The 12,785-nt window shown below is 41.9% G+C and carries 14 protein-coding genes; 2 read left to right on the forward strand and 12 right to left on the reverse strand.

The window, feature by feature from the left end:
* The first annotated feature begins 128 nt into the window (after positions 1-128).
* Positions 129-989: an ExeA family protein gene (locus CDZ78_RS14300; RefSeq protein ID WP_244559260.1), complete on the forward strand. Its 861-nt coding sequence runs from the start codon at positions 129-131 to the stop codon at positions 987-989.
* Between the two features lie 292 nt (positions 990-1,281).
* Here CDZ78_RS14300 and rplS read toward each other — a convergent pair whose 3' ends face one another.
* From rplS to def, 12 genes are all read right to left on the reverse strand, one after another.
* Positions 1,282-1,626, reverse strand: a complete 345-nt coding sequence (gene rplS / locus CDZ78_RS14305; RefSeq protein WP_087870617.1) for a 50S ribosomal protein L19 — start codon at positions 1,624-1,626, stop codon at positions 1,282-1,284.
* Between the two features lie 9 nt (positions 1,627-1,635).
* Positions 1,636-2,382 (reverse strand): tRNA (guanosine(37)-N1)-methyltransferase TrmD, encoded by a 747-nt coding sequence (gene trmD, locus CDZ78_RS14310; RefSeq protein WP_087870618.1) that lies wholly within the window; start codon positions 2,380-2,382, stop codon positions 1,636-1,638.
* Positions 2,382-2,885 (reverse strand): ribosome maturation factor RimM, encoded by a 504-nt coding sequence (gene rimM / locus CDZ78_RS14315; RefSeq protein WP_307190504.1) that lies wholly within the window; start codon positions 2,883-2,885, stop codon positions 2,382-2,384. Before rimM ends, trmD begins: the two co-directional genes overlap by 1 nt.
* Before the next feature lie 2 nt (positions 2,886-2,887).
* Positions 2,888-3,145 (reverse strand): 30S ribosomal protein S16, encoded by a 258-nt coding sequence (gene rpsP / locus CDZ78_RS14320; RefSeq protein WP_087870620.1) that lies wholly within the window; start codon positions 3,143-3,145, stop codon positions 2,888-2,890.
* Between the two features lie 105 nt (positions 3,146-3,250).
* Positions 3,251-4,606 carry a signal recognition particle protein gene (gene ffh, locus CDZ78_RS14325; RefSeq protein ID WP_087870621.1) on the reverse strand — a complete coding sequence of 452 codons (1,356 nt, stop codon included), beginning with the start codon at positions 4,604-4,606 and terminating at the stop codon, positions 3,251-3,253.
* Between the two features lie 306 nt (positions 4,607-4,912).
* Positions 4,913-5,335 (reverse strand): hypothetical protein, encoded by a 423-nt coding sequence (locus tag CDZ78_RS14330; RefSeq protein WP_087870622.1) that lies wholly within the window; start codon positions 5,333-5,335, stop codon positions 4,913-4,915.
* Between the two features lie 49 nt (positions 5,336-5,384).
* Positions 5,385-6,752, reverse strand: coding sequence for a sigma-54-dependent transcriptional regulator (locus CDZ78_RS14335; RefSeq protein WP_087870623.1), 1,368 nt, complete (start codon positions 6,750-6,752; stop codon positions 5,385-5,387).
* Positions 6,749-8,926 carry a sensor histidine kinase gene (locus tag CDZ78_RS14340; RefSeq protein ID WP_087870624.1) on the reverse strand — a complete coding sequence of 726 codons (2,178 nt, stop codon included), beginning with the start codon at positions 8,924-8,926 and terminating at the stop codon, positions 6,749-6,751. The genes CDZ78_RS14335 and CDZ78_RS14340 overlap by 4 nt, the downstream gene beginning before the upstream one ends.
* Positions 8,887-9,336 carry a DUF4390 domain-containing protein gene (locus CDZ78_RS14345; protein ID WP_167374317.1) on the reverse strand — a complete coding sequence of 150 codons (450 nt, stop codon included), beginning with the start codon at positions 9,334-9,336 and terminating at the stop codon, positions 8,887-8,889. Before CDZ78_RS14345 ends, CDZ78_RS14340 begins: the two co-directional genes overlap by 40 nt.
* A 106-nt stretch (positions 9,337-9,442) precedes the next feature.
* A complete protein-coding gene (gene rsmB, locus CDZ78_RS14350) occupies positions 9,443-10,726 on the reverse strand; it encodes a 16S rRNA (cytosine(967)-C(5))-methyltransferase RsmB (RefSeq protein ID WP_087870626.1) in 1,284 nt (427 codons plus the stop codon).
* Positions 10,727-10,874: 148 nt separating this feature from the next.
* Positions 10,875-11,798, reverse strand: a complete 924-nt coding sequence (gene fmt / locus CDZ78_RS14355; RefSeq protein ID WP_087870627.1) for a methionyl-tRNA formyltransferase — start codon at positions 11,796-11,798, stop codon at positions 10,875-10,877.
* A gap of 4 nt (positions 11,799-11,802) precedes the next feature.
* On the reverse strand, positions 11,803-12,306 hold the full coding sequence (def, locus tag CDZ78_RS14360; RefSeq protein ID WP_087870628.1) for a peptide deformylase: 504 nt from the start codon (positions 12,304-12,306) through the stop codon (positions 11,803-11,805).
* Positions 12,307-12,472: 166 nt separating this feature from the next.
* Here def and CDZ78_RS14365 point away from each other — a divergent pair, with 166 nt between their 5' ends.
* The gene (locus CDZ78_RS14365) at positions 12,473-12,745 is read left to right on the forward strand and encodes a hypothetical protein (RefSeq protein ID WP_087868120.1); all 273 of its coding nucleotides are present in this window, start codon (positions 12,473-12,475) and stop codon (positions 12,743-12,745) included.
* Positions 12,746-12,785: the final 40 nt, after the last annotated feature.

The raw sequence follows: 12,785 nt of genomic DNA on the forward strand, positions 1-12,785 counted from the left end.
CTTGCGCACTTATCATAGCTCTCATAGCATATTGAGTATAGCCTTGTCCACTGAGACTAGATGCTAACTATCATAATCGCTCTAGCAAAATATATTTACGGTATAATGCGCTCAGAATTGACATTTAAATGGACAATACCCAGCATTATTACAATATGTATACTAAGTTTTTCGGTCTCACAAAAAAGCCTTTTTCATTAATTCCTGACCCAAGCTTTCTCTTTTTAAGCCCAAAACATAAAAAAGCTTTAACTACATTACAATATGGACTTGTAAGCCAGACGGGCTTCACAGTAATTACTGGTGAAATTGGCTCAGGAAAAACAACACTGGTCCGCAGCCTGCTTAACAAATTAAGTTCAGATTGCGAAGTTGGTTTAATCACGAATACTCACAGTGCCTTTGGTGATTTATTAACCTGGGTTCTGGCAGCCTTTAAAATTGAATCCTCGGCCACCAACAAAGCTGAAAGATATCAAGCCTTTGTTGACTTTATCACCCAAAAAAACGAAACTGACAAACGTGTCGTCCTAATTGTTGATGAAGCACAAAATATGGATATACAGACACTGGAAGAACTACGCTTACTCTCCAATATTAATGTTAGCCAGGACATTATGCTCCAATTGGTACTGGTTGGTCAGCCCGAATTAGTTGAAAAATTAAATCGCCCTGAACTCGTCCAGTTTTCTCAACGTATTTCAATTGAATATCACCTGCAGCCTTTAAACTACAAGGAAACTGAGCAGTACATCCATTACCGCTTAAAAGTTGCTGGAAGTAAAGATATCATTTTCCACCCGCCTGCCTGTGCCGCCCTCTACTATTATTCTGGCGGGATTCCACGCCTAATTAATAACCTGGGTGACCTGGCACTGGTTTTTGCTTTTGCTGCCGATAAAAAGAAAATCAACTGGAAAGTTATTGTCGACGTCGTCAGTGAACGCACAACAGGTGGCATAAAACGCTTGAAGGCAAAGTCTGCCTAACCCCTAACATCATTGAGCGAGCTGCTGAAGCAGAAAAGCTTCGTCGTGCACTAATTACAGAAACCGGTGTAGATACATCTAAAGATTTATAAAAATCACCCGGAATTGCTGCTCGCTAAGTAAGCTAATATTATATTTTTAAGCAAGTAGAGCAGTAAGGATGGATGATTATTTTCTTCCAGGCACCTAAGCGCTGATTCTACCCCTCTAATTACATAACCTACACCATTTAACAAGCATAAAAAAAGCGCCCAAAGACGCTTTTTCTCTACTTAAATAAAGCAATGCTTATTTATAGCTTCTCTTTAATACGCGCTGCTCTTCCAGACAACTCACGTAAATAATATAACTTAGCTCTACGCACGGCACCACGACGTTTCACTTGTATATCCCCAACAATAGGGCTATGCGTCTGAAAAACACGCTCTACACCTATGCCGTGAGAAATTTTTCTAACAGTAAAGGCTGAATTTAAACCACGGTTACGCTTTGCAATCACAACACCTTCAAATGCCTGCAATCTCTCGCGAGTTCCTTCTTTTACCTTTACCTGAACAACAACCGTATCACCAGGATTAAACACAGGTAAATCTTTTTTCAGCTGTTCTGATTCTAATTGACTAATAATATTACTCATTACTGCACCTTATTTATTCTTTAATTCGATTTTAAATTCTTCTAACAACGCCTGCTCTTCCGTTGTTAATTCCTTATCCAACAACAAATCTGGTCTTTTCTGCCAGGTTCGCCCTAATGCTTGCTGCAACCGCCAGCGCTCAATCCCTTTATGATTACCACTCAACAAAACACTAGGAACTCGCTTATCGGCAATGATTTCAGGTCTTGTATAATGAGGAAAATCCAGGATCCCCTGCATATGCGAGTCCTGCCTGGCAGACTCATCATCTCCCAGAACTCCCGGCAACAACCTGGAAACCGCATCAATAACAACCAGCGCAGCTAACTCGCCACCACTAATGACAAAATCACCCAGTGACCATTCTTCCTGACACTCATCCTCAATAAAACGCTCATCAATTCCCTCATACCGCCCCGCAACTAAAATCAATTGATCTAAATCAATACTTTCATTTAGAATTTTCTGCGTCAGAGGTTTTCCCTGAGGACTTAAATAAACGACTTTAACTCGTTCGGCATCAGTTGAATGCTTCGCACTATCAATAGCATCCTTTAAGGGCTGGTATTTCATGACCATCCCCGGACCACCACCATAAGGTCGATCATCAACAGTTTTATGCTTGTCCGCCGTATAATCTCTAGGATTCCAGACCGACAAACCAACTATTCCCTGCGTTATCGCTCGCCCCGTCACTCCGTTCATCGCACCATCAAGCACCATATCCGGAAAAATTGTGACTACATCAAAACGCATTAAAAATCAGCATCCCAGTCTACTAGCATTTCACCTGCAAGCAGATCTATATTAATTATCGTCTGGCCTTGCAAAAAAGGAATTAAACGTTCCCTTTCACCCGAGACAACTACAACGTCATTAGCACCTGTTTCCAGCATCTGCTCAACAGTTCCAAAGTCTATTCCATCAACTGTCATAACACGCAAACCAACAAGGTCAGTCCAGTAGTACTCACCTTGCCTTGCTTTAGGCAATTGATCAGCATTAATCAAGATCTCCCAGCCATTCAGCTCGGCCGCTTCATCTCTGTCATTAAGACCTTCCAGACAAGCTACGACTGTTTTACCATGTCGCCGACCATCGATTACTCGAACGCTCTTGCTTTCCTTGCCTTTCCTTAATATCCAGGGTGAGTAAGTGAGTATATTTTCACGTATTTCAGTATATGAATATACTTTTATCCAGCCTCTGACACCAAAAATACCCGAAACTTTACCAACACTAACTAGTTCTTCAGCCAATCTTATGCTGCAGCTGCTTGTTTTTTAGCGTCTTTAATTAATTTAGCAACTCGCTCAGAAGGTTGCGCACCTTTTGACTGCCAATGCGATATACGCTCTTCATCAAGTCTTAATCTTTCTTCTGATCCTTTAGCTAAAGGATTAAAAAAACCTAAACGCTCAATATAACGTCCATCACGGCTGTTTCTGCTATCAGTCACAACAACATGATAAAAAGGACGATTTTTTTGCCCACCTCTTGCAAGACGAATAACTACCATCTAACTTCCTCAAAAATTACATTTAACCAAATTTAATCCGACTATTCTACGCGTTTTAATCTTTATGTGAAGCAAAATTCTAAAAAACATAGTAGCAGACGAAAACTACATACGCATTCCGCGCATATTACCTTTAATTCCACGCATCATATTTGCCATATTGCCTTTTTTGAAACGCTTCATCATTTTCTGCATCATCTTGAATTGTTTCAATAGACGATTAACATCTTGCAACTCTTGCCCACAACCGGCAGCAATACGTTTTTTACGATTGCCTTTAATCAAGTCAGGATGACGCTTCTCCCGCTTAGTCATAGAACGAATCACAGCAATTTGTCGTGACAATTCCTTATCATTTACTTTATCCCTCATTTCCTGAGGCACTTCATTAATACCAGGCAGCTTATCCATCATTGCCCCAACACCACCCATATTTTGCATTTGCTCTAATTGTTCAACAAAATCAGCCAGGTCAAATCCCTTGCCTTTTTGTAGTTTTCTAGCCAGCTTATCAGCTTTTTTCTTGTCAACCTTCTGCTCAATATCTTCAATCAGACTGAGCATATCTCCCATACCCAGAATTCTTGAAGCAACCCGGTCAGGATGAAAAGGCTCCAGAGCATCTGTTTTCTCACCAACCCCGACAAATTTAATCGGCTTACCCGTAATATGCCGGATAGATAAAGCAGCACCACCTCGCGCATCACCGTCGGTCTTGGTTAAAATCACACCGGTTAATGGCAATGCCTCATCAAACGCCTTAGCAGTATTCGCAGCATCCTGCCCAGTCATGCTATCGACGACAAACAAAGTCTCCACTGGATTAATCGCTGCGTGCAACTCTTTAATCTCACCCATCATCTCATCATCGATATGCAGTCGACCCGCAGTATCAACAATAACAACATCTAGAAACTTCTTTTTTGCCTGTTCAATGGCATTGGTCGCAATTTCGGCTGCACTTTTTGTGACATCTGTATCAAAAAAAGTCAGTGACAGATCATCAGCTAACGTCTGCAACTGCTTAATCGCTGCCGGACGATAAATATCCGCACTCACCACCCCAACAGACTTCTTTTGGGTTTCTTGCAACCAGCGACCTAATTTAGCGACAGTTGTCGTCTTACCAGCACCTTGCAAACCAGCCATCAATATAACAGCCGGAGGATTAGCTTTTAAATCCAGCGCCTCATTTGCCTCCCCCATCACACTGACAAGCTCAGCCTGAACGACCTTGATTAGTGCCTGCCCAGGAGATAAACTCGACTGCACCTCCTGCCCTAACGCACGCTCTTTTACCTTATCGATAAACGCGGTGACAACGGGAAGCGCAACATCCGCCTCTAGCAATGCCATACGTACTTCACGCATTGCATCCTTGATATTCTCTTCTGTCAGGCGACCCTGTCCACGAAGATTTTTTAGGGTTTTACCTAAACTGTCGGTTAAATTATCAAACATAATTAGTACTAGATCTCACAAAAAGGCTGACGAAGACATTATTTAATATCGTTATTAAATACACCCAACACAGCATCTAAAATCACTTTAACCCTTTATTATCCTAAAAATTCTGGAAATGGTAAACAAATAAACTTTTAACTCTTCAACTTATGCATTTTTTTGCTGCTTTTAGCGACTGTCCAAAGCTCTCGCACAGACTTCAGCACACAGCAAATCATTAAAAGCCCACGCAGTTCAAATCAACAATCTTTCTCACGCATACAGGGGCCTACCATCAATGTCTGGAATGACAGCGATTAAAAATCACAGTTGATATTTCCGATAATTAATAGAAATTTTCAGCCCTGCGAAGCGACCAGACATTTTTATCATTTCTTGCGATACCTTATCAAAAGTCAGCCTAATAGCACTTAAAGTGCGATTTTCGTAACCTTTTTTAATACCGTGCGCTTCCAGCATAAAATAATAAAGGTACACTTCCTGATCCTCGGCATCCTCTATCTTAAAAGGCTCACCTAAATTAGCGAGTACCGTTGCTTTTAGTGGCAATTGCGCATTAATTTTGCCCACTTTATCGACATCAACCTTTAGCTGCCTGTTTTTCTTGTCAATGACTCCACTACCGACAGAACGAATGGATAATTCCAGAAACTCGGGCGGTGCAATTTGTAAAAATATGCGTGAGAACAACAGAGCAGTGACTTCCTGCTGCTGATTAAATCTCAAACTCAGGATAAATTGAATTTCTGGATAGAGAATATTGCCAGAATTACATTCATTCTTTTATGTTTAACGCATGCAGCTTACGATATAAATGAGTCCTCTCCACACCAACCGCTGTTGCTAATTTGGCAACATTCCCCTGATTTTTTTCAAAATGATATTCCAGATACGCTTTTTCAAATTGCTCTCGTGCATCTTTAAGTGATAACTTAAAAAATTCCGGCGCACTATCCTGCTGCTCAACCGCCACACTGTCCAATACTGTACCGAGTGCGCTTTTAACTTCGGTAAGTTCTATGTCATCACCCGCTCCTAAAATCATTAGCCGTTGTACTAGATTTTTTAACTCCCGGACATTACCTGGCCAAACATAGTTCCTTAAAAAGTTCTGCGCAGGCATAGTAAACTTTCTGAAGGCTAATTTCTCATGCTGCACAAAGTAATCGATATAAAACTGTAACAGCGCTGGTATATCCTCACTATGCTCGCGCAGGGGCAAGACCTCCATCCTGACCTCATTAAGCAAATAATACAAATCCTGTCGAAAACGCCCTTCTTTTACTTCATTTTCCAATATTACCCGGGTAGAAACGATTACGCGCACATCCACGTGCACTTGCTCAGTCCCTCCGACACGTAGAAAAGAATGAGACTCTAAAGCACCCAACAACTTTAACTGCGTATGAATATCCATACCTGCTATTTCAGCTAAAAACAATACACCTCCATGCGCTCGCTCCAGCAAGCCAGGAAAAACATTGCCATCAACTTCTTTACCAAAAAACTCCACCGCCGCATTTTCTGATGCAATACCGCCCACAGCAACATCCACAAAAGGACCATTTTTACGCGTACTGTGCTCATGCAGGAAACGAGCATACAGCTCTTTCCCGGCACCACTTTCCCCGGAAAACAAAACCTTGGTATCATGTTGAGCCAAACGCTTTAACTGCTCTTTAATACGCTCAGCAAAGGCACTGCGCCCGACAGGGTCACTGATCACTAAGAGTTGCTGCTTTAACCCGGCATTCTCCCGTTGTAACATATGCGCATCAACTGCACGCTCAACAACTAGCAGCAATCGCGCCAATGACAGCGGCTTCTCCAGAAACTCATATGCGCCCAACTTGGTTGCTTCAACGGCCGTTTCAATCGTACCATGCCCTGACATCATAATAACTGGCGCAGCAAAACTGCTATCCTCACCCCATTCTTTTAACAAAGTAATCCCATCGGTATCGGGCATCCAGATATCTAACAAAATCAAATCAGGCTGATGCCGTTGTTGCATTTGCCTTGCTTGATCGGCATTTCCAGCCACATAAACGGTATACCCTTCATCCTGAAGAATCTCCTGCACTAATCGCCTAATATCAGGCTCATCGTCTACCACTAAAATATTTGCTTTATATCCACTCATTGCTGCGTCTCTTCAAATACTGCCGGAAATTGCATAATAAAACCCGCTCCCTGTTTATAATTACTATCCAGACGAATTGTTCCACCATGCTCTTCAATCACTTTCTTCACAATTGCCAAACCCAGGCCGGCACCTTTCTGCTTACTGGTAACATAAGGTTCAAAGATATTTTTTGCCTGATTTATATCAATACCACACCCAGTATCATAAATGGCTAACTGCACCACCGTGCTACTGTTTTTTCTAAGCGTCTGTAACTTGACACTTATTTTCCCTTTACCATCCATCGCCTCCAGTGCATTTTTAAACATATTGTGCAAAAGCTGACGAATACTCACTGCATCAGCTTTAATTAACGGAACCTGCGCCCCTAAATGCAAGGCAAATTCTACCTGAGGATCTGACCCGTATAAAACAATTACTTCCTGCACTAGAGAGACTAAATCAAGAGCAGCTGTTTGATTTCTTACCGGCCGTGCATATTCAGAAAAATCATCTACCATATGCTTCATGGCTTCTACTTGCTGAATAATTGTTCGTGTAGAACGACTCAGCATTTGCGCATCCTCTTGCGTAAGCCTGGAAGACAGTTTGTGCTGCAAACGCTCAGCTGATAATTGTATCGGTGTTAAGGGGTTTTTGATTTCATGAGCCAGACGTCGCGCCACCTCTGACCAGGCGGCATTTTTTTGCGCCTGGATCAAGTCAGTTATATCATCAAATACCAGCACCGCCCCGATATACCCCCCCTCGGTAGAAAATAAAGGTGTCCCCTGACATAATAATTCTTTACGTCCATCAGGCCCATCAACAACAATATTCCGCTGCCATATATCAAAGGACTTTTCTAATAAGGGATGAACGATCTTAACCAGGTTCATTAAATCAGGACGTCCATGAGCTAACTGAGTTAAGTTCTGCCCATAAAAACGCATGACCTGAACATGCAAAATAATATTAGCCGCCTGGTTAGCGGTACGGATATTCAAGCTAGAATCAAAACTTAAAACACCTGCTGTCAGGCTCGTTAACAGGCTCTCTAAATAAGCCCTTTGACGTTCAATTTCCTGAGTACTTATTCGTGTTTCATCCTGAGCTCGTGATATTTGACGCACCATCTCATTAAATGATTCAACCAGAAAACCCAAATCATCCTGTCGCTTTGCTGGCAATAATTGCTCATAAAATCCGGCAGCAACGGCTTGTGTGCCGCGAACTAAATCACGAATTGGGGCAATAATCCCACGCACGCTGATAAATGCTACCGAGACAGCAGCCAAAAAACTCATCAACAAAACCAGAGACAGCACCAGAGAAAAACTGATTTTCAAAGAATGGCGTAAATACATCATTTCCTGAAACCTGACATAGGCAAATTCGACAGAATCGGTTAAATCATTAATCCGCTCTGGTACGGGATAGACAATCTGTAAAAAATGATTTTTTCGCGGCTGAATTCCCACTATAGTCTGAACAACCAGCCCACCATTTACCGAAGCAAGACCCACAAAATCCTCACCTTGCTGCACATGAAGAAATAAAGAGGTGATAGGTAAACTGGGTAGAATATCACTTGGAGTCAAGCCGCTAAAAGCTATTATCTTGCCTTTTTTAGACAGTAAGGTGACCTCATTAGCAGCCGCTATTTCACGCACCTGCTCTAACTCCAGACTGATTTCCTGTATAGGCTTGTTGTGTAAAGATTCCGTTAATCGCTGTGATTGTTTTAAGTTCCAGCGCACTCGTTGCTCTAAAGACGCGTGACTTAATTCCAGAGCATCTTCCATCGCACCATCTATCTCGACATTAAACCAGCTATCAATACTCTGGTGTAGAAACTTCATGGAAAAGTAAAATACTGTACCCGCCGGCACTAAAGATAAAACAATAAACAATAAGACAATATTTCTAGTTAAGCGCGAGCCTGCTTCACGTTTTTTCAGCCTTCGTGCCAAAGAAAAAATATTGTAACTTACCAGCACCAGGAGACATACCGTTCCTACAGCATTACTCAAGAGTAGCCAGGTGTACATTTCACCTAGTTGCGAGGTGTCCTGCAGTGCCGAGCTCATTAATTGTAATGACAGTACAATAAAGCTCAGTAGAAACAGAATGGAAAGGCTAAATGGAATTTTTACTCGCACCACTGCCTCTCTTTTGTTGATAAATCCCATTGCTTATCAAAATAAGCGACAGGTCGTAATGGCGCGGGCAACATCTCTTTATCAAAAGAGACACTTAACACACTCATCACACATTGATTCTTGTTATAGCCTGATATTACCATCTGCTCAGACTCAAAATGTTGCATATACAGCAGAGCCTCATGCAGACTGGAAAAACGTCTAAAAGTCTTATTTTGCTCATTTTTCACGCGAAAATTATTAAGCAAAGTATAGTAAGTCAGACTATATCGATAATGTCGAGTCGCTAAAGTTTTGCACCATAAACCTCGCCACTGGTCCTGCTTAAGCATAATTGATACATCCCAATACAATGCAATCCCGCTATGTAAAGCCGCTTTCGCGCCAGGGCTCAATTGAAAATCCAGATTAACACTTAGCCTGGCTTTATTATCAGTCAAACTTAACTGCGCCTGTTTAATTTTAACAAACTTCCCCTTAGCGTGGCATACCTCCACCCCCCAAATCCCATAAAGAATAGCAGTCAGAAAATACAACAGCAGTGCTTTATTTTTTCTGCAAACGCGCATAATAAAACCCATCCATAGATTGGCTGCCAGTTAATACCTGACGCCCAAAAGGTCGCTTAACCCCCCAAGCTGCTTCTATCGGTAATTCCAATGCATCATCATGTTGCTGTAAAAAGCGCTCAATCTGACATTCATTCTCTTGTTGTAAAATTGAACATGTTGCATAAAGCAATATACCGCCAGGCGCCAATAGCCCCCAGGTAGCTCGTAAAATATCCTGCTGTATTGCCTGTAACTGAGCAATATCTTCTGCACGTCGCAATAACTTAATATCCGGGTGGCGCCGGACCACACCCAATGCAGAACATGGTGCATCCAGCAATATACGCTCAAATAAAACCCCATCCCACCACTCTTCAGGTTTTGTTGCATCAGCAGTTAACAAATCAGCAGCCAAATGTAATCGCGTTAAATTTTCCTTTACTCTCAACAGCCTTTGCGCATCAATATCACAAGCCAGCATAGTCTTTAAATCAGGCTGACATTCCAGAGTATGTGCGGTCTTTCCTCCTGGCGCGGCACAAACATCAAGAACTCGCTGCCCTGCCTGAGCATCTAAAAGTTGCGCCGACAGTTGCGCTGCTGCATCTTGCACTGACACCCAGCCCTCAGAAAACTTAGGTAGCTTCTCCACCGCGACTGGCTCAACAAGGATAACACCTTGCTCCGAATACTCTAAAGCACTTGCCTCAATCTCTTGCTCTGCCAGCATTGTCAAATACGTATCACGCGAACAAAAACGAGTATTAACCCGTAATGACATCGGCGGCGCAAGATTATTTTCCAGAAAAATTTGCTTAGCCTCACTTCCCCAGTCAGCTTTAATTGCCTTAATCATCCAGTCAGGGTGCGCATAAGCAACATGCTTATCAGCCAAAGCTTCTAGCTGTTCCTGTTCACGCAAATAACGCCTTAACAGTGCATTAAGTAAAGACTTTGCCCACTGCTTCTTGTTCATTACCGCTACTGTTTCAGAAACAGCGGCATGATCCTTAACACGCATATATTTCAGCTGATACAGGCCCAGCAATGCCAATGCTTTTATCTGTACGTCTTTATTCTTAATCGGCTTATTGACTAACTGATTTAAAATAAACTCAAGCCGGTAATACTGGCGTACCGTGCCGTAACACAAGGCCTGAATAAATGCTTTTTCCTGTACGTCAGACACTTGTTCCCACGCAGTTTCAAGAGCTGCTGTCATAGACTTTCCAGACAGCACTTTCACTAAAACATTTGCCGCAATTAATCGAGAATTCAATTCATTTTCCTATTTTTGTAGCCTAGCTTATTCAACGATAGCGCAAATAAAGAATCGCAAGGCGAAACTCAGTACATGCCACTATTATTTTTACGGATAATGCTTTGTAATGTCTGGCAAAAAAAGTCATTTCCTGCCAACATAGTTATTAACCTAACTCTAATCCAGCGACATTATGTGCATTAAGAAAATCAACCACCTGCATACGTTTTTTACCTGGCATTTGAATTTCTAGCAAACGTAACACACCATCTCCCGTTACCACATCAATATGCTTATTATCATCTAATATCAGCCCAGGAGTGGCATTACTATTAATATCAACCACTTCCACCTGCCAGACACGCATAACCTTCCCTTGTAATTTTGTCTGAGCCACAGGCCAGGCATTCAAGCCCCGGACCTGACGCACCAATTCACCTGCGGATCGTGTCCAGTCTAACGCTGATTCACTTTTATCTAATTTATGTGCATAAGTAACCAATGCTTCATCTTGTTTCTCAGGGCTCAATTGATTCGCCTGCATTAACTCCAGTGTTTTACGCAAGCCTTCTGCCCCCATCACCATCATCCGGTCATGTAACTCACTCGCCGTTTCCTGGTCACCTATCTCGCAAGCTATTTTAAGTAACATATCCCCTGCATCCAGCTGTTTAACTACACGCATAATTGTTACTCCGGTTTGTTTATCTCCCGCCATAATAGCGCGATTAATGGGAGCCGCCCCACGCCAACGAGGCAATAAAGAACCATGTATATTAATACAGCCCAGTCTGGGCACATCCAGAACCGCCTGAGTTAAAATCAGGCCATAGGCAACAACGACCATTAAATCGGCATCTAAAGTATTTAATTGTGCAACATCCTCTTCTTGTTTCAAATTAATAGGTTGGAAAACTGGAATATCTGCACTTAATGCCAACTGCTTAACCGGGCCTGGCTGTAGCTTTCTTCCTCTTCCAGAAGGTCTATCAGGTTGCGTATATACCGCTACGACCTCATGCTCTGACCCCAACAACATCTGCAATGCTGGCACTGCAAAGTCTGGCGTTCCCGCAAAAATAATTTTCATCGCTTTATTTTTCTCTTTTATGAAGTTTAGTCATTTTCTTTTTAATTCTTTGCCGTTTTAAAGATGACAAATAGTCAACAAATAACTTACCCTGCAAATGATCCATTTCATGCTGAATGCAAACTGCCAGCAAGCCCCCTGCCTCTAGTTCAAATGTTTTTCCCTGCTGATCCTGTGCCGTTACGGTAATTTCCTCGGCACGAGTAACAGGTTCAAAAACACCCGGCACCGACAAACACCCTTCATCAGATTCTTCTTCTCCCATTTGCTTAATAATTTCTGGATTAATTAAGCAAAGCGGATTATTTTTATCTTCACTTGTATCTATAACAATAATACGTTTATGTATATCTACCTGGGTTGCCGCCAAACCCACGCCATGCGCCTCATACATAGTCTCCAACATATCATCAACCAAGCTCTCAATCGCCTTATCTACATTCGCTACAGGCTTTGCTACGGTACGCAAACGGGGATCAGGAAACTCAAGAATTGACAAAATACTCACTAAACTCTCCAACAATAATTATTTATGACTGGAATTCTATCCGAAATCATCTAAACTTTATACTTAGGAATGTGCACGAAATAACTTCCTGAAGCAGCCAAGCTTGAATAATGAAATATCTCCCCTAAATTAAGGTTATCTTAATTTATTACTCAGTGGTTGTCTTATGTCATTTCCTTATAAAAAAAATATCGAAAAGTCGATGAAGAAATTTTATGACTCACTTTGTGAAAAAAATAAGCGACGGTATGCCGCCATTGAAAGTGAAAAATTATCTCATGGTGGCGTTAACTATATTTCAGCTTTATTAGAGTGTGACCCAAAAACTATCCGCCAAGGAAAAAAAGAACTCACCGAATTAGAACTGGATATAACAGGAATCAGACAACCTGGAGGCGGTCGAAAAAAAAGACCTCTACCCCTGAATACAGTGGAATAGATCAAGACTTTTTAGATATTCTTCAACAGCATACAGCAGG

It is taken from the genome of Bathymodiolus platifrons methanotrophic gill symbiont (assembly GCF_002189065.1).
Lineage (GTDB): Bacteria > Pseudomonadota > Gammaproteobacteria > Methylococcales > Methylomonadaceae > Methyloprofundus.